Below are 22,033 nucleotides of genomic sequence, written 5' to 3'. Positions count from 1 at the left end.
AAGGGGGGAGCCATTCTCAAAGTCCCCCTTTTTTAAGGGGGATTTAGGGGGATCTCCGAGTTTGAAAACACGCCCTAGCCTCCCCCCTGCCATCCAAAATGTTACTCATATCATTTGTTGTACTGGAACTACTGCTTTCCCTTCTAAAAAGTGGGATTTCGACACAATGAATCAGGCGAAAGGATTCCCAAGTATGATCGAGTGGCTCAAGATCTATCTCAACCCTAGCTACAGTCGTACTAAAGCCAAAAATAGTCCTGAGCAAGTTGATGTTATAGGAGTCACCAACCTGGTAGCAGCAGCTCCTAAAGACCTCAAGCGGTTTGTCTTTGTATCCTCTTGTGGTGTGCTACGGAAAGATAAACCACCCTATAGTATTCTTAATTCCTTTGGTGTACTCGATGCCAAACAAAAAGCTGAAGAAATTATCATCAATTCAGGATTACCTTATACTATTATTCGCCCAGGACGATTGATCGACGGTCCGTTTACCTCCTATGATTTAAACACTCTGTTGAAAGCGACAACAGCAGGAAAATTAGGGTTAGTCTTAGGTACCGGGGATACTTTATCAGGTCAAACTAGCCGGATTGATGTCGCATCAGCTTGTGTAGAATCCATTGCTAACTCTGTTACAGTTGGAAAAGTTTTTGAGCTGATAAATAGGGGAGCGAGACCATCAGTAATTGATTGGCCAGGGCTATTTTCTACTCTGGAGTACTTAAGCATTTAGCTATCAGCGGTCAGCGGTCAGCGGTCAGCGGTCAGCGGTCAGCTTATTTTATTCAAAAGCTGTTCGGTGTAGCTTGCCCTACGGCGTTGCTTAATAATGGAATGATTTCAAGACTTTTGTGGAATGGGCATCTTGGTGGAACTGGCATCTTGCCAGTTTCAATATATTTTCGGGCGGGCAGGATGCCCACTCTACTCCTATTCAAAAGAAGATTCAGCAACGCCTGGCCTACGGCCAATGGCTGATAGCTGAATGCTGATAGCTGAAAGCTGAAAGCTGAATGCTGATAGCTGAAAGCTGAATGCTGATAGCTGAATGCTTACCTCCCGATTCCCTACTCCCCACTCCCTACTCCCAACCCTCTAGCTAACGTAAACCCTTCAGCAGTGCCTAAAGAGACTTGGTTAGGTAATTGCAAATCGTCTAACGTAGAATTGTCCAAGAGCAGGTAAGATTGAGTTGAACACAACTGTTTTAAAGTATTTTCATCTTGGGGAATCACTTTGCGATCGCTATAAAAATCTAAACTAGGACGCTGATAGGAAAAAGACGTATAGATAATATCCCCTGGAGCCGTATTTTCCTGAATCAAAGCCGCCACTGGCTTAACTGGAAATGCTTCATTTAACTCCCAGAGCCAAGAGTGAGAACTCATTAATAATACCAAAGTTATATACATCCCTATCAATAAAATTGGGATAAAATTGCGGTTATGCTGTTTAATTGTCCAAGCCGCTAGGGTCATGGTTAGGCTTACCACCATACCCATAAGGATTAAAACCGGTTGGGGATCTGCCAAGATAAAATAAATACATCCCCCTAAAGCAGCTACTCCAATAAATCCTAAAATAATTGTTAAAATCTTAGGATAACGACTCCAATGTTGCCAAAATACAGTGAGTTTAGCGGCAACAGCTATAGCAAAAAAGGGATACACAGGCATAATATACCAGGGTAGCTTAGTGGCCATCATAGAAATAATTGTCAAATAGCCGATAGTCCCAATTAAAATTAAACTCCCCCAACTCGTGAGGGGTTTTCGCCAAGCTAGATAGAATCCTCCTAGCCAAAACAATAGCCAAGGGAAAGTATACTTAATTAACTCCAAAAGATAATACCACGCTGATCCTTGATTCCCTTCCACCTTTTCAGAGATGCGAGCAAATCCTTGAGAGAGAAAATGAACTTGCCAAAAGGTTGCTCCATAATGCTGCCATTGGGCAATATACCAAACCAAAACCGGTGCGTAACCTAGGACTATGCCCAACCAAAAATAGCGACTTTTCAACAACCCTAAGGTTTTATTGGCCAGAATAAAGACCAAAGCAATTGCCCCTAGAGGCACAACTAATAGACCTTTTGTGAAAGTAATTAGTCCTAAACAAACTCCGATCCCAATTGCCCAATAAGACTGAGCCTGACAAGCTTTAAGTAAGCAAAATAGCAACAGCAAAAACCAAGTATTGATCATGCCATCCAGCATTGCCAAACGTCCGTGGCGCACAACTGGCAACAGGGTTAAGTAGACGCTAGCGGCAAATATGGCACTGAGACGTTGAAGGAATAGTTCTCGTGCTACTAAATAGAGCAGTGGTACTCCACACGCTGACAAAAAAGCACCAGGCAAACGAGTAGTGAATTCTTGGACACCCCCTACTTTATAGCTTAAAGCAATCAGCCAATCCATCAAAGGGGGTTTCAGTAGATAAGGTTCTCCCCACAGAGTAGGATGGAGCCAGTTACCCGTGCGATAGATTTCTCTAGCGATCAGGGCTCTAGTGCCTTCATCCCAGTCCCGTAGGGGTACATTTCCCAGAAAAATACCCCAAAGGAAAAGGGCAGCCAGGAAAAGGATTAGGATCCACTTGATATCAGTGAGAGAGGGATTTTTTAAGGTAAGTGCTAATTTATTCATCTATAGCAAAGGGAACAGGGAACAGCTGATCTGGGAACAGGTAGTAGGGAGCGGTGCAACCCGTGGCGGATTTAATTACGGGTCAAGGGCACCGAAGGAGTCGGGAGTAGGGAGTAGGGATGCAGCGCGGTCTTGGGGGTTTCCCCCATGAGCGACTGCATCAAGACGGGGTAACAAAATTGAATGTACCTTATAAGTATGGAAAACGCTATATTAATTAATGTTTTTAATAGTTTCGCCCTAGGATGGTTATATAGCATTTCCATTGGAGTTGTGAACAGAATCTGTTAGGGAAAGGCAACAGGCAAGAGGCAAGAAGCAAGATTTAATTAAGTAAAGAATAATTTTTGGTATTAAAAAAAATAATGCTAGTTTAGCATAACAGTAAAAACTTCTTGGATCTCTTGACTACTGTTCCCTGTTCCCTGTTCCCTGTTCCCTATCTTGATATAGATTTACAATCCAAATATGCATCCTCTATCTCCATCAAATCAACTCCCTCTCTATGGCAAAAGAATCATTGTAACAGCACCAAGAACCTATGGGTCTCGGTTATCTCAACAAATCATTAACCAGGGTGGACTTACCATAGTGATGCCAACTATTGAAACCTGTCTGTTAGAAAATTATCCTGAATTAGATGCTGCTCTGAGGCAACTTCATAAATTTGATTGGATTGCCTTTACTAGTCGCAACGGAATAGACGCTTTTTTTGCCCGCATGGCATCCTTGGGTATTTCTAAATCTGTGCTGAAAAATTGCCAACTATCTGCCATTGGAAAAGATGCCGAACGATTGTCAGATTTTGGACTAACAGCTGATTTAGTTCCGGCTGAAGCTAGCCCAACCGGAATGGTTACTGAATTGTCTAACTATCCAACTATTGATCAGAAAACTATATTAGTTCCTATTCCAAAGGTGGTCGGGATACCAGAACCTAATGTCATTCCCAATTTTATTTCCGGTTTACAGGAATTGGGCATAAAAGTCAGTCCAGTATTGACCTATCAAACCCGAATTTTGGATAAAACTATCTATGATGTAGAATTGAATCTGATTCGTCAAGGCAAGATAGATGTTATTGCTTTTAGTAGCACCGCAGAAGTGACCGCTTTTTTGACAATGGTAAACTCCCCCCAGGATTATAACCATTGTGTAATTGCTTGCTTTGGTCCCTATACCGCTGCTAATACTGAAAAATTGGGGTTAACTGTCTCTATTGTATCTAAAAATTACCGCTCCTTTGAGGGATTTGCGAATGCGATCGCAAACTTTTTTAATAGCTAACTTTCAGCTATCGTAATCCTAAATAAATTGTGATAATTTTTGATGCCATATTCCGTACTTCTTACTCCCGATTCCCGATTCCCGATTCCCGATTCCCGATTCCCGATTCCCTTTGCTATATAATTAGCGAAGGGAAATTTAGGTGGGTGAATGGAAACCAATCAGCCCTCAGTCAACCCCAATACCCCTAATCTAGATGGGCTTCACATCAAGCGCCCCTGCTTGGTAGTTGCTGATCTCGAACGAGCATTCACCATTTACCAAGATATCCTAGGATTTAGGCTCGACTATCTGGCTGAAGCATCCCCAGACTCTTACCTCTACCAAGTGTTTCAGTTTCCCAAAAGTGCTCAGCTCAAATTTGCATCACTCAGTACAGAAGACGAACCTAGAGCCCTAGCCCTGACCGAAGTCAAGGGAATTGAATTACCCACCCCTACCACTCCCTATCGTTTAGCCCTGGTGGTCAGAGTAAAAGACCTGACCCTAACCATTGAGAAAATCCGTGAACTCGGCCTTGAAACCATTGAGCCCAATTACTTTACTAGACCACCAAACCTCAATTTCACTGAGCAAGCATTCTGCGATTACGACGGTCATCGGATTATGCTTTATGATGTGACATCTGGTTGAGTAATTTAGCGAAGGGAATAGGGAGTCGCACCTCTGCATCGCTATTCCCGACTCCCAGATCCGCTGTTCCCTTTGCTATAGTTATTGCTTCTAAAAGAACGTGAGAAAAATCCTTGGGCTGAGCTTGATTGCCATTGGTTTAGCCATTGGGTGGTTATCTATCCGGAATCACCAGCCACCCGATGCCCTCTCTTCAGATGTTTCGCCACCCCAGAAACAGATCAAATACCAATCCCATCCTCTAGACTTTAGTGTGGTTCATACCTTATTAATTCCAGCTGAAAGTGGATTTTCCGTTACTCCAGCCATATCGGAACAGTTAATCACCTTAGAAGATTTAGCCCAAAAGCACCAAGCTGTAGCTGCCATCAACGGCGGTTTTTTTGACCCAAAAAATCAGAAGACCACCTCAATCGTAATCAAGCAAGGGCAACTAGTAGCAGATCCCCGTGACAACCAGGGGCTAATCCAAAATCCCAACTTACAGCCCTACATGGATAAAATTCTCAATCGATCAGAATTTCGGCGATACCGTTGTGGGTCAACAGTCCGCTATGATATTACCCTACACAGTGAACCGACCCCCCCCGGTTGTCAATTATTAGATGCCCTAGGCAGTGGTCCGTTGCTGGTTCCACAAATTACATCAGTCACCGAAGGTTTTGTAGCTGTAGAAAATGGCAAAGTCATACGAGATGCCCTAGGGAGCAGCCGACTCAATGCTAGAAGTGCAGTCGGTATTACTCCTGATGGCAGCATTTTGTTAGTCATGGTCGCTCAAAAACCAGAAGCTCCCAGAAATTCCGGTATGTCGTTCAGGGCCCTAGCTACCTTCCTGAAAACTGCTGGGGTGGAAAAAGCCATGAATCTAGATGGAGGAAGCTCCTCCGCTCTTTATTATAACGGCAAAACCATTTATGGGAGAGTGGACAAAAACGGAAATCGAATCAAACGAAAAATTAAATCGATTCTAATGGTTAACCAAGACCCGTGACTAGTAGGGAGTCGGGAGCGGTGCGACCCGTGGCGAATTTAATTCGACGACTGTAAGCGCACCGAGGGAGTCGGAACGATCTGAAAATCTAATCAGTCCTTAATTATTATATAGCAGTTCTCCTCTTTATGAGGTACACAGGATTTTTGACCTATTCCCGTTTTCCTATTCCCGATTCCCGATTCCCTATTCCCTATTCCCTAAAATCCAAAACTTGTGTACCTCACCTATTTTAGAAATGCTATAAGAAGATAATAGATGGCATTAGTGAAAAAGTAAATGGCTAAGAAAGTAGCACTGCTGATCGCGGTTGATCAGTATGCAGAAGGTTTAACTACCCATCAAGCTGCCTCCCATGATGTGCAAGCAATGCAGCGAGTTTTACAAGAGAAAACCCTAGGGGATTTTAATCGGGTAGACTTGCTGCTCAATCCCAATATGGTCAACCTAAAAGAGGCAATTCAGAACCTAGTTGACCAATGTGGTGTCAATGACTTAGCCCTAGTTTTTTTCTCTGGCCAAGGAATTATTAATCAGGATGGTAAACTGTATTTAACAACTAGCATCACGACTAAAGATAACCTTGAAGGTACTGCATTACCCGCTTCTTTTTTACACCAGCAATTTAGTCGTAGTGATGCTCAGCAACAAATAGTAATTCTTGAGTGTGATTACTATAGTGCTTCCGCTGATGGTTCGCTGACAGAACCTGTGAGTGTCAATCTCAAGGAAGAACTCAGTGCTCCAGGGCGAGCAGTTCTCACCTCCTCCACAACTACACAAACCTCTTTTGAACAGGAAGCACCTCATTGTTCCCTTTACACCCAGTACTTAGTCGAAGGCATTGAAACTGGTGCAGCAGACCGAGATGGGGCTGGCTTAATCTATGTTCGTGAATTACATAACTATGCCACCGAAAAAGTCCAGACTATTAAGCCCCAGATCGAGCCAGCTCTGTTTCTCGATAATAAAGGGTTGGATATTTTACTGACTATTTTAATGAATAAAGACCCCAAGGATGATCCCGATAGTGAGTATCGCAAAATCGAAGCCAAGTATCGCAAAATTGTGGAAAACTATGAACGGTATGGTAAGATTCCTGAAATTGTTCAATATACATTAAATAAAAAACACAAAGAGTTGGGGATAACTGTTGACCTACACCAACCTGACCAACTCATTTCTGATCAAGGCATAGACTACTCTAACTTGCGAGATTTACTCAAAGCCGGTAAATGGAAAGAAGCCGATCAGGAAACCTTTGCTCTAATGGTTAAAGCAGTTGATCGAGAAGAAGACAACAATCTCGATCCTGAGTCAATCAAGAATTTTCCCTGCACCGATCTACACACCATTGAGCAGCTTTGGCTAAAGTATAGCAGTGGGCAATTCGGCTTCAGTTTGCAAAAAGAAATTTGGCAGAAGCTTGGGGGAAAACTTGATAGTGACGAGAATAACGTTGATAAACTAGAATTCAACCGAAGCGTGTATGTTTTGAGTTCCTATTACAACCCAAACAGTATTTCCCGCAGTAATTATTTCCCTAACATATTAGCGTATCAAACTCAGCTTTATCAACAATTTGGTCATAGTGTGGGATGGCGACAGCGCAAAGGATTGCACCTCAGAAGACGATGGAAAAATTATGAAGACCTTACATTTTCCGTAATCTGGGCTCCAGTGGGTCACCTGCCAACTCTGGTTGGTCGTGATGGCATGAATTTGGGAGTATTATCGATTTGGAGGATGAGGGTTAATTTATTCTCTCACCTTGAGGAGTGTTGGTTATAGCGTTTGTAAGTATTCAGCTATCAGCCGTCAGCGTGTCGCGTATCAGCTTATGGGCACGCTACTTGAGGTGCAGCCTGGTCTTGGGGGTTTCCCCCACTCGCGCTTTGCATCAAGACAGTGTGGCACAGGCTTCGACGCATCGGACCTATTAGCTGATAGCTGACAGCTGAACGCTTAGGTTGAGGAAATGCCAAGCTGGAGAAATAATTCTCAGCACAAATAAGAATCATGAATCGAAACCGTTTCAAAGTTGGAACCTTTAACCTATGCAACTTAGTGCTACCAGATGTCCTATACTATAGAAAAAAGATATATACCCAAACAGAGTACGCTCTTAAGACCACCTGGATCGCTGAACAACTGAAGAAGATGAAAGCTGACATTGTTGGCTTTCAAGAGGTATTTCATAAAGAAGCTCTCCAACAAGCACTGGCTCAGAGCCAAGTTTATGACAATGCCACCACTGTGTTCGCAAACCCTACGGGTAAAAGTCCAGTTGTTGCCCTGACCTCCAGGTTTCCAGTGCTTGAATACAACGTCATCAAAGATTTTCCCACTACGGCATGCCTGGATATCCAAGGAACAGACATCCCACTCAAGCGTTTTTCTCGACCAGTGTTGGAAGCACATCTCAAGCTGAGTGACACGATTGATTGTACAGTTTTTGTAATTCACCTCAAGTCCAAGCGTCCGATCATCCCAGATGGAGTAGACCGCAACGACCCAATTGAACAAGCCAAAGGACAAGCGAGATCTCTAATCCTCCGAGCAGCTGAAGCAACAGCTTTGCGGGTAATTTTGATGGATAAGCTTCAGCACAGGGATCATCCGGTAATAGTTATGGGTGATGTCAATGATAGTGGTCTGGCTATAACCTCTCAAATCGTTTCTGGAGAGCCTCCTTTGAGAAAACTCTGGTTTCAGCAAAAGCAGATCATCTGGGATGTGTTGTTGTATTACGTCAAAGACATTCAAGCTCGACAAAACTATGGTGACTTCTACTACACCCACATCCATAATGGCCACCACGAGAGCCTAGATCACATCCTGGTTAGTCAGGAATTCGTGGTTCAAAATCCCAAACGCATTGGCAGAGTTGGGTATGTCTCCCTTTTCAATGATCATCTGATCGACGAAACTTTGAGTGAAGAGAAAATTGAGACTTGGCAATCTGATCACGGACAGGTCGTTGTCTCCATCGAACTTGATTCATAAGGTGATGTATGAACACTGAAGAGATAGCTAACATTTTCAACTTACCTCCTGAACTTCCTACCGAAGAACTGTTTGAACCGTTGATATCTAGCCAGAGCGTATTAATCGAGCGCATCATCTCCACTGGACAAACTACACCAACCGGAGAGTGGTATGACCAAGACCAAGACGAATGGGTAATCCTCTTACAAGGGCAAGCAACCCTTGCCTACCTTGACGGTTCCAGTGTCAAGCTCAAAGCAGGGGATTATCTATTTATTAAAGCTCATCAAAAGCATCGAGTTGAATATACCAGTGCTGAGCCACCCTGCATTTGGCTAGCCGTTCATGGCAATTTGCAACAGCAGCAGACGTAGGCAAAATTTTCAGGACTTACGCAAAACTGGGCGTTGCTTAATAATGGAATGATTTCAAGACTTTTGTGGAATGGGCATCAGGCGTGGAACGGGCATCTTGCCCGTTACAATCTTCGGGCGGGCAGGATGCCCACTCTACTCCTATTCATTCGAAGATTCAGCAACGCCCAAAACTGGACTCTAAACCCGCTTATAGCATTTCTCAAATAGATCAGGTATCAGAAACGCTATAGAGTAATCGCCCTTCAAGTATGATCCTAAAGTATTAAGTTTTGTAAAACGTTTCATAACTTGATTAGCTAGCCCTGATTACTTACTAGAGGTTACTGTTGTGATGGGGAAATGCGATCGCTATTTATTGTCGTCTCATTTTCCCTTAACTCTAGTAAATTTATATTTCCGAAATCACTCTAAATCAGGAAACTCTCTCCCTAGATGGGAATAGTTTATATAAGCCCAACCAAGACCAGACTACCTTCAATGACAGTTCATAGACAGTTCATAGAAGTGTAGGACCCGAGTGAACTAGGAGATGATCATAAGACGCCGATGTCACTAGAAAATGGATTAAATGCTCTCCAACAAAAACGTTATGCAGAGGCGGTGCAATGGCTAGAAGACTATTGCCACTATTGCCAACATTCTCGCGATCACCATTCTCAAGAGTATAGTCAAGCCCAAGCAGCTCTGGTGAAAGCCTATAGCGGCAATGGTGAGAACAAAAAAGCGATCGCCCTCTGTCGGAAGTTAGAAAATCACCCAAATTCCCAGGTCAGCAATTGGGCAAAAAAATGTCTGGCCACCCTCACTTCAAAGTCAACAAAAACAACCCTAACAAAAACAACAGCGAAAGCCATGTCAAAATCCCGTCACAAAGCCGGAAGAGTGGCGCAAACTGGAATCAGGTTAGCCATGAAAGGCATTGCCAGTAATCTTGCCCTTGCCTCTGGTGTTACCATCTCTTTACTATTTGGGATGGTATTAGTCTTATCTCTGAGTTTGCTGCTAATCCTGAATAGTAACAATCCTGTTACTGGATTAATCATCTCAGTTGCCATCACCCTAATTTTTAACAAATCTGGGAGGCAAGAGGGGTCTATCCATCCCCATCCGTGCATAGGGATGGGGATGGATAGACCCCTTGCCGTAGGCCACGCTATGGGAACAAGAGTATTTAGCAATGGGTTGACAATGTAACACAAAATATATATAATGGTACATAAGGTCGATAAACAAGGTAAAAGCAGTGAGACATCAGGCAGTCAAGGTCAGAATTTACCCCACACAGGAGCAAATTCATATACTTGCTCAGCACTTTGGTTGTGCTCGCTGGTGGTGGAATTATGCACTGAATCAGTGTATAGAAACCTACAAAGAAACAGGCTTTGGATTGTCTCGCGCTGCCCTCAATTCTATACTACCAAAACTCAAAAAAGATAAAGAAACTGAATGGCTAAAAGATTGCTACTCTCAAGTATTGCAATCTGTGAGTCTAAATCTTAGCCGTGCATATCACTTTTTTGAGGGGAGAGCCAAATATCCTAGATTTAAATCATATCATCATCGCCAATCAATTCAATACCCACAGCGTGTATGCCGCGTAGGTGACTGTCTTAAATTTCCTGGAAAACTAGGAATTGTCAAGGCAATAATCCACCGACCACTAGACGGAGAAATCAAGACTGTTACAGTTAGCAAAACTCCATCTGGGAAATACTACGCTTCTGTGCTGATGGAGTACGACTCAGACAATGTAAAACCTTCCACAGACGGAAAGGTTATTGGGATTGATTTAGGTATCAAGGATTTTGCTATTACCTATGATGGCGAAAAGACCTCTAAATTTGCCAATCCAAGACACTTAGCCAAATACGAACGAAAATTAGCCAAAAAGCAGCGTATTGCTGCCCGAAAGAAGAAGGGTAGTAATGGACGTAGGAAGGCTAGAAAGATTGTAGCTAAGGTATACGAACAGATTGGAAATGTCCGCCAAGACTACCTGCACAAGTTGTCTAGAAAAATAGTTGACAACAACCAAGTGGTGGTAGTCGAAAACCTGAATGTCAAGGGCATGGTTCGTAACCACAAATTAGCTAAAGCAATATCTGATCTGGGTTGGGGAACTTTTGTAAACTTCTTGTCTTATAAGTGTGAAAAAGAAGGAAAGGTATTGGTTGAGATAAACCGGTGGTTCCCCAGCTCTAAAACCTGCTCTAATTGTCATTACCAAATCAAGGAGTTGCTGCTTGATGTAAGAGCTTGGACTTGTCCAAGTTGTGGAACTCACCACGATAGAGATGGTAATGCGGCAAAGAACATTAGAGCAGAAGGAATCAGAGTGCTATCCTCCTCTGGGACGGGGGAGGTCAACGCCAGGGGAGAAGAAGTAAGACCAAGACGCGGACGTCCGCCCAGGTTGAGGTGCGACCCGTGGCGAATTTAATTCGCCGACGGAAAGCGCACCTTCGGCATTCTTCCGTGAAGCTGGAAGCCCCAACTTGGCCGTAGGCCACGCTTCGCGAACAACGGAGTAAGTTGGGGTAGTTCACTGTGTGACCCCTACGCCAGTCCTTTGCGTGGTCGTCCAGTGAAACTCCAAGGTGAGTTAATTGGTCGCGGCGATGCTGGCTATAAATTTGGTTCCGATCTCAAGCTTCAAGACCGCAGTGGGATGATTTATACGCGCTATGCTTCTCGCTTTGGTCCAATCGGTAACTTCCTCTTTGGTAGCAGTAAGGTGCAGAACTTAATTGGCTCCCAAGTTAATGTAGTTGGCTGGTTCCGCAGAGGAATTGCCCCTTGGCTAGACTTGATCCACTTGGAAAACAATAACACCACTGTCAACAGCTACCATCGTTTCTGGTCATTGACTGTTGCAGTTGGAGCAATTATTTTGGGTTTTGGACTTTTCTTTGTCCTTTGATATCATCTCCGGTTGTTTCGGGAGTCGGGAGCGGTGCAGCGATTAGCGCGATCTAGCGCGGTCTTTGCTACTGTTCCCTATTCCCTATTCCCTATTCCCTTTGTTATACTTTAAAACTTAATCTAGTCTCACCTCTTTTGATAGGTGTCTAAACCAATTAAAGTACAAACAAATAGATAGGATAATAAATAAAAATAACAGGATTCCAAAATTATCCCAACGTTTCATCATCAACATGATTCCCATTAAAAACAAGACTATCTGCCAAGGAATCCCGATCAATGTCGATAGAATATCCCGCCGATTCTCGTTCCTGATTTTTGCCTGACTATTAGCTGGGAGGTTTTGACGGATTACTCCCCAAAACCCAAACGGTCGAGTCACTCGATAGAAATTATCCATCACCTCCCGGTCAGTTGGCTCAGTTAAAAATGTCCCTAGGATACATCCTAGTAATGAGCAAATGCTGGGAATGAGAAACAGCGCATATTCCTGAAATTGAGCGTAATTTAAGTTGGGTATTACTATTGCCTTGGTTAAAATAGCTGCTACCATCCCCGCCACTGTCCCAAGGGCAAATCCATATCCATTAAAGCGCCACCAGTACCATCTCAACACCAGAGGAATAGACAGTCCAGCACCTAGTCCCAGGGTTAGCCATCCCCAAATATCATTGATATTGGTGATATTGAAACTAAATAGCAATCCCACCACTACAATTACAATTGATGCCCAGCGGCTTTGAACAATCAGTTGTTGGCTAGAGGCTTGGGGATTGATATAAGCTTGATAAATATCCTTAACCCAGTAAGCAGCACTAGCATTGATGATGGAGTCAAAGGTAGACATAGCTGCTGCAATAAAACAAGCGATCAGCAACCCTTTTATCCCCACTGGCACATATTCTGCGATCACCGTTGGTAAGATAAGTTCAGGGTCAGCAATTACCGCTTTAGTGGTTCCGTAATGGATACCCAATACTGCAAAGGCTGTAACCAAGGGCCAACGAAAAGAAAGCAAGATTATCCAAAATAGGGACAGTAACCCGGCTTCGCGATCGCTTTTAGCGGCAAAATAGCGTTGGATCATATAGCCACCCCCGCCGCCAAACCCTACCATAATTTCTTTGAACAGATAGAATAAAATTACGCCACCGAACAAATTGAATATGGCATAGTCTCCCGGTAGATCAACTGTGATTGGGGGCGAGATGCTGCTCCACTCCGTGAAATTCCAGGTTTGTAATTGCTCAGCCCCAGGAATCGAGACCGAGAAGGTATCCGGGATAGTTGCCGTAGAGAATGCGATCGCACAAATATAGATAATCGCAATAAAAATCAAAATACCTTGAAATACATCCGTCCATACCACGCCGTAAAAACCGCTAACAGCCGTGTATACCAGGGCGAGCAAAATCAAAAATATCGAAGCATAGCGGTCATCAATACCCAGAAATTCCCCCAAGAATTTGCCCCCCCCAACCGAAAAGTAACTCATTGAGCCAATCGCAAAGATAATATTAGCAACAGCACTTATGATCCGAGCCGTATTGCCTTCCCTTCCTGAGCCGAAGCGCAAGTGCATCCATTCCGCCAAAGTCATTACATTTGCCCGTCGGTTCCACTTGCCCATGAATATCATAAAAATAGCCATAATTAAGACAACGCCACCCCGGATCTCGATCAAAAATCCCTTCGTTCCCAGAGCATAAATTAAGGCGCTGATCACCATCGTGCCAGCCAAGTCAGTATTGGACGCCATTCCAGAAGCCCCCAAAACCCACCAGGGCAGATTGCGATTTCCCAAAAAGTAGGATTCTATACCCTCAGATGCTTTCCGTTGAAGAATAACCCCAAAAACAACTATGCAAATCAGGTAAATAGTAACAATGATGTAATCAACTGGATGCATGAATTTTATTATGAAGGATTAATTAAAAAAAACCTAATTACAGTAGGGTGGGCAAAGTAATATTATCTAGAATACTCAAAAAAAACAAACTGTTTTTGCCCACCCGACAAGCTTGAGTGTCAAATAAATACCAATTACAGTAGGGTGGGCAAAGTAATATAATCTAGAATACTCAAAAAAACCAAACTGTTTTTGCCCACCCTACAAGCTCATGGGGAAAACTCTCTGTGCCCTTGCTGAATCGCTACTAGACCGTTTTTAGGCGTCCAGGAATCACCATCACTGGACAATCAGCTTTCTGTAAAATTCCCTCGCTGATGCTGCCCACTAAAGCTTTGTAGAGACCGCTGTGTCCATGAGAACCGACCACAATTAAATCGACTGCTAATTTCTGTGCTTGTGCCAAAATTGTCTCAACTATTGGTCCTTGGATCAGCAAGGCTGCCGCATCAATACCTTTTTGGCGTGAATTTTCTGCCCACTTTTGTAGCTGGCGATGCTCCTTGCGAAACTTGTGAGCTATATAATCTCGCTCGGTCTGAGGTCCAGTTTGATAGCCAACAAAATCAGGCTCAGGTTCAGCAATGTGGATTAGCCATAATTTGCTCTTGGTTGCCGCTGCTAAAGACTCGGCTTGGGCAATCACTACTGGTGTGATCTCGGAAAAATCAATGGCGACAAGAAAGTTTTGCATGATATCAAGTCCGAAGCGCATTGGTATTGTATAACACAAGAGTCTTCTGCAGGTGTTGAGGCTATGGACACTCGATACCAATAACAAATGACAACGGACTTTTGACCAAAAAACTAACACGTAAGCATTCAGCTAATGCGCTACAGATGGTGCTACTTGAGGTGCTATCAGCTATCAGCAGTCAGCTAACGCCATAGCTTCATGCTGCACAAGCAGTTACTATAGAGTACCTCAATCAATTGTGTGTGAGAATTTTTGATGCCATATTCCCTACTCCCTACTCCCTACTCCCTATTCCCTATTCCCTATTCCCTGTTCCCTTTGCTATAGCTGATAGCTGACTGCACCTCAAGTAGCGCATATGCTTAGAGGATATCTGAAAAGTTTTTTGATACTGAATTTTGCCCCCCTAGCCCCCCAATTCTGGGGGGAACAAGAATCAATTTGCTGGTAGAAGTCCCCCAAAATTGGGGGATTTAGGGGGCTTGGATGTAGCAAATGAGACTTTTCAGACAACCTCTTAGAGGATACGTGATATTATAGATGAACCCTGAGCAATTAAAGTTTAAAAAAAACTTTAGTAATCAACAATCAACAATCAACAATCAATCCTTAAATTGATAATTTTCCTGGAAGCATAATATGGACAATTGTTTGTTTTACTGGGAAACTGCTTATGTTTAATTCTCCACCGTGTAATTCAGTTAGCAGTTTGGCAATAATCAACCCTAATCCAGAGCCTTGTTGTTCGTATAGTTTACGATCAAATTGCATATAGGCTCCGAGTTTAGCAATTTGAGTTGGTGTCATGCCTCGTCCCTGATCGATCACCAAAAGATTCAAGTGATTATCCTGAAAATAACTCTGAATCTGAATCGGCTTACCAAGGTCGGAAAACTTCAAGGCATTATCAATGATTTCTTCAACAATTTTAGTGAATTTTGATTGGGAAATTTTTACAACTGCTTCTTGCAGTTCTAAGTGCAAATCGTCTTTCCGGTTTACCTTCTTAAATTTTTGCATAGCAAGGTCTTGGATAATTGTTCTAGTAAAACTTTGCTCTCCATAATTAATCAGCTTCCTGGCTTGCTTAGGTTGTTGCTCGATTCGCGCTAGTTCTGCATAGAGTAAAAAATTATGGGTGAGCCGATATAAACGTTCCCCAGAGACACAAATTTGCTGAAGCATGTCCATAGCTTCATCACGATCTATAGTATCATAGTCTTCTATGAGGAATTGGGCAAGATTCAAAATACCATTGAGAGGAGTACGCAACTCATGAGGTAGTGCATGAGTAATGCAATCTCGCAATTCATCGACCTGTTTCTGAGATTCTTGCTCAAAAGCCATCTGCTTGGCTATGCGGGTTGTGACTGCTCCTAATAATTCATCTCTAGTAAATGGCTTGGTCAGATAATCATCTGCGCCCAGTTCCATCCCCATACGCAGATCAGATTTTGTAGATTTAGCCGTAATAAAAATCAAGGTAATTGTCTGGGTGGATGGAATTTCTTGTAACTGAATCATTACACCATAACCATCCAGTTTCGGCATTTTAATATCGCAAATAATCAAATCAGGACTTTCTTTTTTCGCCAATTCCACACCTATTTCACCATTTTCTGCTTGAATAACATCGAAATTTTCTGCCCGAAGTATTTCAACAACAATGCTACGGATATCTTCCTCGTCTTCAATAACTAAAATCTGCGACATAGATCATTTTATCCTTAAACAACTTAACATTGATAAACGCTTTTAAAGACTAAGTAAAATTAATCCTTTGTTCTAGGCATAATCCTAATTACTATTAGGATCAACTGCCAACTGCCAACTGGCAAACAGCTCTCGGTCTTTGTACTTGCTCTGGTACTGCAGGGGAGTACAGTGGAATGGTGACAGTAAAGGTTGTCCCAATACCAACTTGGCTATTTACCGTAATTTCACCACCGTGTACTTCCACAGACTGTTTTACAATTGCAAGTCCAAGTCCAGTTCCTGGAATATTACCCACATTATTGCATCGATGAAATGACTCAAACAGTTGCTTTTGGTCTTCTTCTGGGATACCAATACCCTGGTCTTTAATCTTGAATATAACCTCTTCTTGCTGACAAATCAAGTCAAAGTTTATGGTGCTGTCATTGGGGGAATATTTAGTGGCATTTGAGAGCAAATTTATCAAGATGTGTCTGAGCAGTTTTTCATCAAAATTAACCTCTGGGCATTCACATTGAATAGAAAAAACAATGCTTTGTTGGGTGTCAATACCTAGTTCGATATCTTCGACTAAATCACGACAGAATTCAAGTAAATTTAATGGTGCAGGGTTAAATTTTAGTTTTCCAGCATTAGCTTTATTGACTACCAACACGTCATCCAACATGTGGAGCATATGTTTGACATTGACTTGAATCCGATCTAGATAGTTTTGTTTTTTCTCATCAGTCCAATTCTGGCTGTAATATTTGAAGATTTCAGTAACCCCCATAATAGTGGTTAGGGGGGTGCGGAACTCGTGGGAAGTCATAGAGATAAATCGAGATTTGAGTTCAGTGAGTTCCTTTTCTCTTTCCAGAGATTTGCGAATCTGTTTTTCCAGTCGCTCCCTAACTTGAACTTCGTGCAAAGTCTGGTAAAGCGTAGCATTTTCCAAAGAAATTGCCGCTTGATTACACAGAAGGCTTAACACTTCTAGGTGTTCATTGGTAAAATTTCCAGAAACCATATTATTTTCTAAGTACACCATACCAATCAGATTGTTTTTCCGGAGAAGTGGCAAACACACAGCTGACTTGGGCTGATTATTTATGATGTATATATCATCAGCAAAAGTAGAGTTATTAACAAGATTATTTAAAAGTAAATTTTCTTTATTGATAGCCACATAATTAATCACGGATATGGGCAAATGCTGAGTAATGGTAACTGGGATTGACTCCCGGAATGTTACTCCATTATTAACCACTGTTCCTGCCGCTTCTATAATCAATTTATCGTCTTTTGACAAAATGATAAACCCCTTTTTCGCTCCAGCATTAGTCAGGAGAATCTGCATCAATTTGTCCAGTAAATTCTCGAAAACTATTTCTTCTGAAATGGCTTGAGATGCCTTGATCACGTCAGATAAATCCAGGGCGTTTAAACTTACTGCTATCGTTGAGTTGGTTATGGAATCTAGTGGAACTTTCGTTGTTGGTTGGGCGGTAATTTTGCTAAGGAGTTGGGGGTATCTTGATTCTAAGTCTCTCACTTTTGCCAGAGCTCCCCAGCGACTGTATCCATAGTAGGCATCAGTCAAGTAAGCCTGGGCGATCTTTCGTTTGCCACAAGAGAGATAAAACTCTGCTGCTAGTTCATTGGCTAGTGCTTCTTCCTGGATATAGTCCTGGTCCGCTGCTCCTTCAATCCCTTGGTCATAACGTTCCATGGCTTGCCAGTGTTGCCCTAAAACTCGTGCTTTCTCTGCCTCCACTAGCTCGTATTTATGTTTGAAGTTTGATGGAGCATGGTATGCCCAGGTTTTCAGGGTTTCCTGATTAGCTGCTACTTGGGTCAGGTATTCACCTTGCTGCTGTGGCTCGACATGGGGATAGTGAGCCAAAAGCGCTAGAGAATAGTAGAAATTGTGCTCAGCAACAAGAATCAAGCCAGCGACAGATTGTGCGTATTGCTCTGCTGCCCTGGCCTGAGCAATAGCTTGCTCGGGTTGTTTAAACCAATAAAACAGAATCGATTTGGCAAGATATAGATAAAACAGAGACGTTCCATTATTCTGTTCTCTTAAAATGGGAAGCATTTCTAATTCATTAAAGTCTTCCCCAATTAACTGACAGGGATCGTCAGATTTACCGAGTAAATTTAAGGTTAATTGTTTGCCGATTTGACCATAAATAACATGATAGTCTAGCTTCCTTTTTTGCAGCCACTCCAGATACTGCCCATACTTCTGAGCAGCAAGGTCGAGATCATCTCCCACAAACAATAGGTTGGTACAGTAGTTGAGGGCAGCAAAACCGGAATAGGTTAGCTCTCCGGTTTCAAGACCGCTGTTAAACGCCTCTAGTAAGGGGTTTAGGGTTTCCTTCAGATGCTCTTTCCAGTGTCTGATATGACCATTAAAAAGATCTAATACTATTGATTTGAACTCCTCAGCATCCAATTGCTCTAACAGCATCAAAGACAGTTGACCAAATGTATAGCCACCATCGATATCTCCCATAAATCCACACAAGATCATGGCGTAAGAAATATAGGTGTTCGTAGACAGATGTGAATTCCCATGGTTGATACATAGATTGATTTGTGTAAAGATCAGCAGTGGATACAATGCCGGATTAGCAACAAAAGCAGGGGTTCCTACAGACTTTAAGATCCCCATGGCTGCTAGTTTAGTCAGGTCAGTCATTTCTGGTAGGTCAGCCAAATCCTCACTAATCAGGTCTTTGGGGGGGTCTTGCTCCAGTGGAATCCCGAGCATGTCTAGAACCTGTAGCCCCGTATCCAGGGCGACTTGCATTTGGTTTTGAGCAATATAACCGTGGATTTTTAGTTCATACACCTTGACTTGATCTAATTGGGTTTTGGCTTGTTCCAGAGCCACTCTAGCCAAGAGGTTTGATTGGTCAAAATTGCTGTTGAGGTATTCCGCTTCCACCACTTCTAGATACAAAGCAAGGGTGAAGTCATAGTTGTCAGTCCAGGTATCTGCTGGTAGGAGTCCTAGACCTACATTCAGATACTTGAGAGCGCTGGCATAAGCGGCTGCGGCCTTGGCTTTCTGACCCGCGATCAGATTGAGTTGAGCTAGCTCATCTTTTTCCCACTGAGCGGTGAGTAAGTCCGTGCCAAAATTGAGTTGGTTAACCAAGGCAAAGATATTCTCTTCCCGTGCCTCTGGAGTGGTATGGTTCAGCAACAATTTGCCAATTTTTAGGTGGGTTGCTTGTTGGTCGGATTCCGGAATCAGAGAGTAGGCGGCTTGCTGCACCCGGTCATGTAAAAATTTGTAGTTAACCTTGACATCACTGAGGCCAAAATCTGCGGATTCCTCCTGTTCAAATAGCAGAGGAATTTTGTAACTATCACTCAACGGCAGAATCAAACCGATCTGTAGTGCCTCCCAGAGCTGAGTAGCAGTGATAATGGTTGAGTCTTCATTGACAATGGCTAGCATCTCTAAATTAAACTGATTGCCCAGACAAGCTGCTAATTTTAAAACCTGCTGGGTGGTTTCTTGTAGCTTGCCAATACTTCTGGCAATCAGTTCCACCACGTTATAATCAGTGATGCCAATGGCTTGAATTTGATCAATATCCCACTGCCAGCTGCCACTGGTGACGTCATAACTCAGCAAGTTTTCTGAGTAGAGGGTTTTGAGCAGTTGGGTCAAGAAGAAGGGATTACCTTGGGTTTTATGGAATAATAGCTCTGCTAGGGGTTTGGTCTGGTTTTCCCCTTGGGTGTCATTGAGAGTATCGGCTACTAATTGCTGAACGTATTGTTTCTGTAACGGCTCAATCTTGATCTGATCTATGACCGAGTCAGTTTCTTGAATTTTCTCAATGGTTTGAATCAAGGGATGGGTCGGACTGACTTCGTTATCTCGATAAGCTCCAATGATTAACAAATAGTTGCGATCGCAGTTCGTCATTAAGGTCTGGAGCAACGTTAATGAAGCTAAATCTGCCCACTGTAAATCATCAAGGAAGAGCACCAGGGGATGTTGGGGTTGGGCAAAGACACCGATGAATTGTTGAAACACCCGTAAAAATCGGTTTTGGGATTCCGATGCTCCGAGTTGGGGCACTTCCGGCTGTTCACCGATAATCAGTTCCACTTCGGGAATGACATCAATAATGACCTTGCCATTGGCACCCAGAGCATGTAATAAATTCTGTTTCCAAATCCCTAGTGTTTGAGCCGGTTCTGTCAACAGTTGCCGAATTAATCCCCTAAATGCCTCCAGCAGGGCAGCGTAAGGACTATTCCGCTTAAACTGGTCAAATTTACCACTAATAAAATACCCTCGCGCTTTGACAATTGGTTTATGAACTTCATTGACCACTGAGGTTTTACCAATCCCTGAGTAACCGGATACCAGCATCAACTCAGTGGCTCCAACACTGACTCGTTCAAAGGCCTCCATCAGGGTGGCTACTTCCCCTTCCCGACCATAGAGTTTTTGAGGGATGAGCAGTCGGCTCCCGATGTCATAGGTCCCGGGAGTGAAGGTTTCAATTTTTCCGGTGGTTTGTAGTTGGGATAGACAGGTTTCTAGGTCAACCTTTAGTCCAGCAGCACTTTGGTATCGGTCTTCAGCATTTTTCCTTAGGAGTTTCATCACAATCAATGAAACTACTTCACTAATTTCTGGATTAAGCTGATGAGGAGGGACAGGATATTGAGCCAGATGATGGTGAATCAATTCCATGGGATCGGTGGTGATAAAGGGTACCCGATCCGTTAGCATTTCGTAAAAGGTGGCACCTAAGGAATAGAAGTCGCTGCGGTAGTCAATGGAGCGGTTCATCCTCCCGGTTTGCTCCGGTGAAATATAGGCAAGAGTCCCTTCCAGCCAATTAGGATTGCTAGTGGTGGGATTCTCTAGAGACAGGCGCGAGGCAATGCCCAAGTCAGTGATTTTAACTTGTCCTGTTTCCGGATTGATGATGATATTAGAGGGGTTAATATCTTTATGAATAATCGGGACTTTGTGCAGCTCATCCAAGGTTTCTACTAGAGAAATAGCTATCCGCAGAAAGTCCTTGATAGTCATGGTGTGAGAGTTGATAAAGTGCTTGAGGGATTGACCACCAAAATCTTCAAATATCAACGCCAATCCATTATTATCGTTTTCCAGACCGTAGCATTTGACAATGCCTTCACAATCAATAGCTTGGGAGATTGTATATTCTTGTCGTAAGCTGCTAATCTCTTTAAGGGAGGGATAGTCCGATTTGATAAGTTTAATAATAACTGGTCTTTGCTGTTGCTGGTGATAGCCGCGATAAACAACTGTACTAACACCAGCTTCTAGTTCTTCTAGAAGTTTAATTTGATAGTTTGGGAATTGTAACATCATCTCTCCCTTGAAGTTTTTAGATATAGTAATTGTGATAGCTATACTGATTTAATCTTGTTTAATCTTGGTGATGGCGCTTCTGATTTGGCTCAAGTAGTTCCTGTAGTTGATGTCGGGTGGGCAGTGCACCAGACAGATAATGAACCTTGCAAAGGGCGTTGGTAGGCACTGCCCACCCGAAGATTAATCTTTAACTGGACTGGGTCGGATCAGTAAAACCAGCAGAGATTTTCAAGCAGCCGTACCAGCACCCCCAGCTTGTTTACTACCGACCGTTGATTAGCTGACCGCTGACCGCTGACCGCTGAATGCTTACCGCCCTAGTCAGGAAAAATTCAACGGTCAAGGGAGAAGGGTGGAGTGCTATTGTCCCTTTTTCCTTTGCCCATTCTGCTTTTACCCGACCTTTAGGTCAGTTGTCTTGCATTCAATTGAGAATTTCCATACAGCATAGTTTCCTACAGCCTATTTTAGGGATTACATCTCTAGAATTCCCG

17 protein-coding genes and 1 pseudogene are annotated in these 22,033 nt (G+C 43.0%); 13 read left to right on the top strand and 5 right to left on the bottom strand.

What is annotated here, in order from left to right; all coding sequences use genetic code 11:
- Together F6K38_RS20450 and F6K38_RS20445 are read left to right on the top strand one after the other, a co-directional pair.
- Positions 1 to 733, top strand: a 733-nt coding sequence (locus F6K38_RS20450) for an NAD(P)H-binding protein (RefSeq protein WP_502709585.1), incomplete at its 5' end; no start/stop codon positions are given.
- Entirely contained in the window at positions 691 to 978 is a 288-nt protein-coding gene (locus tag F6K38_RS20445; protein ID WP_287357270.1) for a hypothetical protein, read from the top strand. The genes F6K38_RS20450 and F6K38_RS20445, both read left to right, overlap by 43 nt.
- Positions 979 to 1,067: 89 nt before the next feature.
- Here the strand turns inward: F6K38_RS20445 and F6K38_RS20440 are convergent, their stop codons facing one another.
- Positions 1,068 to 2,648, bottom strand: a complete 1,581-nt coding sequence (locus tag F6K38_RS20440) for an ArnT family glycosyltransferase (protein WP_287357269.1) — start codon at positions 2,646 to 2,648, stop codon at positions 1,068 to 1,070.
- 468 nt (positions 2,649 to 3,116) lie between these two features.
- On the opposite strand from F6K38_RS20440, the gene F6K38_RS20435 reads away from it, so the two are divergent.
- From F6K38_RS20435 to F6K38_RS20390, 10 genes and pseudogenes are all read left to right on the top strand, one after another.
- Entirely contained in the window at positions 3,117 to 3,935 is an 819-nt protein-coding gene (locus tag F6K38_RS20435) for a uroporphyrinogen-III synthase (RefSeq protein WP_287357267.1), read from the top strand.
- A 29-nt stretch (positions 3,936 to 3,964) separates the two neighbouring features.
- A complete protein-coding gene (locus tag F6K38_RS20430; RefSeq protein WP_154659662.1) occupies positions 3,965 to 4,126 on the top strand; it encodes a hypothetical protein in 162 nt (53 codons plus the stop codon).
- Positions 4,086 to 4,568 carry a VOC family protein gene (locus tag F6K38_RS20425; RefSeq protein ID WP_287357266.1) on the top strand — a complete coding sequence of 161 codons (483 nt, stop codon included), beginning with the start codon at positions 4,086 to 4,088 and terminating at the stop codon, positions 4,566 to 4,568. The genes F6K38_RS20430 and F6K38_RS20425 overlap by 41 nt, the downstream gene beginning before the upstream one ends.
- A gap of 100 nt (positions 4,569 to 4,668) precedes the next feature.
- Complete coding sequence (locus tag F6K38_RS20420; protein WP_008179149.1) at positions 4,669 to 5,562, top strand: phosphodiester glycosidase family protein; 894 nt, start codon at positions 4,669 to 4,671, stop codon at positions 5,560 to 5,562.
- A 279-nt stretch (positions 5,563 to 5,841) separates the two neighbouring features.
- Positions 5,842 to 7,353: a GUN4 domain-containing protein gene (locus F6K38_RS20415; protein ID WP_008179151.1), complete on the top strand. Its 1,512-nt coding sequence runs from the start codon at positions 5,842 to 5,844 to the stop codon at positions 7,351 to 7,353.
- Between the two features lie 228 nt (positions 7,354 to 7,581).
- Positions 7,582 to 8,568, top strand: coding sequence for an endonuclease/exonuclease/phosphatase family protein (locus F6K38_RS20410; protein WP_008179155.1), 987 nt, complete (start codon positions 7,582 to 7,584; stop codon positions 8,566 to 8,568).
- A gap of 8 nt (positions 8,569 to 8,576) precedes the next feature.
- The gene (locus F6K38_RS20405; protein ID WP_008179156.1) at positions 8,577 to 8,924 is read left to right on the top strand and encodes a cupin domain-containing protein; all 348 of its coding nucleotides are present in this window, start codon (positions 8,577 to 8,579) and stop codon (positions 8,922 to 8,924) included.
- A gap of 549 nt (positions 8,925 to 9,473) precedes the next feature.
- Complete coding sequence (locus F6K38_RS20400; protein ID WP_008179158.1) at positions 9,474 to 10,121, top strand: hypothetical protein; 648 nt, start codon at positions 9,474 to 9,476, stop codon at positions 10,119 to 10,121.
- Positions 10,122 to 10,170: 49 nt separating this feature from the next.
- A complete protein-coding gene (locus F6K38_RS20395) occupies positions 10,171 to 11,367 on the top strand; it encodes an RNA-guided endonuclease InsQ/TnpB family protein (RefSeq protein WP_008179160.1) in 1,197 nt (398 codons plus the stop codon).
- Between the two features lie 105 nt (positions 11,368 to 11,472).
- A pseudogene (locus tag F6K38_RS20390) lies at positions 11,473 to 11,847 on the top strand (peptidase M48); the annotation flags it as partial.
- 117 nt (positions 11,848 to 11,964) lie between these two features.
- On the opposite strand, the gene F6K38_RS20385 reads toward F6K38_RS20390, so the two are convergent.
- From F6K38_RS20385 to F6K38_RS20370, 4 genes are all read right to left on the bottom strand, one after another.
- Entirely contained in the window at positions 11,965 to 13,758 is a 1,794-nt protein-coding gene (locus tag F6K38_RS20385; RefSeq protein WP_008179163.1) for a sodium:solute symporter family transporter, read from the bottom strand.
- A gap of 247 nt (positions 13,759 to 14,005) precedes the next feature.
- Positions 14,006 to 14,473, bottom strand: coding sequence for a universal stress protein (locus F6K38_RS20380; protein ID WP_008179165.1), 468 nt, complete (start codon positions 14,471 to 14,473; stop codon positions 14,006 to 14,008).
- Between the two features lie 591 nt (positions 14,474 to 15,064).
- Positions 15,065 to 16,168 (bottom strand): hybrid sensor histidine kinase/response regulator, encoded by a 1,104-nt coding sequence (locus F6K38_RS20375; protein ID WP_287252844.1) that lies wholly within the window; start codon positions 16,166 to 16,168, stop codon positions 15,065 to 15,067.
- 100 nt (positions 16,169 to 16,268) lie between these two features.
- A complete protein-coding gene (locus tag F6K38_RS20370) occupies positions 16,269 to 21,536 on the bottom strand; it encodes an AAA family ATPase (RefSeq protein ID WP_287357264.1) in 5,268 nt (1,755 codons plus the stop codon).
- 308 nt (positions 21,537 to 21,844) lie between these two features.
- Here F6K38_RS20370 and F6K38_RS20365 point away from each other — a divergent pair.
- Positions 21,845 to 22,033, top strand: a 189-nt coding sequence (locus F6K38_RS20365) for a hypothetical protein (RefSeq protein WP_287357262.1), incomplete at its 3' end; no start/stop codon positions are given.

The organism is Moorena sp. SIO3B2, from assembly GCF_010692525.1.
Lineage (GTDB): Bacteria > Cyanobacteriota > Cyanobacteriia > Cyanobacteriales > Coleofasciculaceae > Moorena > Moorena producens.
This window is presented reverse-complemented; position numbering and strand designations above follow the sequence as displayed.

Excerpts from the sequence above, each read along its gene's own strand:
- F6K38_RS20440 (WP_287357269.1), bottom strand. The coding sequence starts at position 2,648 with ATGAATAAATTAGCACTTACCTTAAAAAATCCCTCTCTCACTGATATC.
- F6K38_RS20435 (WP_287357267.1), top strand. The coding sequence starts at position 3,117 with ATGCATCCTCTATCTCCATCAAATCAACTCCCTCTCTATGGCAAAAGA.
- F6K38_RS20425 (WP_287357266.1), top strand. The coding sequence starts at position 4,086 with ATGGAAACCAATCAGCCCTCAGTCAACCCCAATACCCCTAATCTAGAT.
- F6K38_RS20415 (WP_008179151.1), top strand. The coding sequence starts at position 5,842 with ATGGCTAAGAAAGTAGCACTGCTGATCGCGGTTGATCAGTATGCAGAA.
- F6K38_RS20410 (WP_008179155.1), top strand. The coding sequence starts at position 7,582 with ATGAATCGAAACCGTTTCAAAGTTGGAACCTTTAACCTATGCAACTTA.
- F6K38_RS20405 (WP_008179156.1), top strand. The coding sequence starts at position 8,577 with ATGAACACTGAAGAGATAGCTAACATTTTCAACTTACCTCCTGAACTT.
- F6K38_RS20400 (WP_008179158.1), top strand. The coding sequence starts at position 9,474 with ATGTCACTAGAAAATGGATTAAATGCTCTCCAACAAAAACGTTATGCA.
- F6K38_RS20385 (WP_008179163.1), bottom strand. The coding sequence starts at position 13,758 with ATGCATCCAGTTGATTACATCATTGTTACTATTTACCTGATTTGCATA.
- F6K38_RS20380 (WP_008179165.1), bottom strand. The coding sequence starts at position 14,473 with ATGCGCTTCGGACTTGATATCATGCAAAACTTTCTTGTCGCCATTGAT.
- F6K38_RS20375 (WP_287252844.1), bottom strand. The coding sequence starts at position 16,168 with ATGTCGCAGATTTTAGTTATTGAAGACGAGGAAGATATCCGTAGCATT.
- F6K38_RS20370 (WP_287357264.1), bottom strand. The coding sequence starts at position 21,536 with ATGATGTTACAATTCCCAAACTATCAAATTAAACTTCTAGAAGAACTA.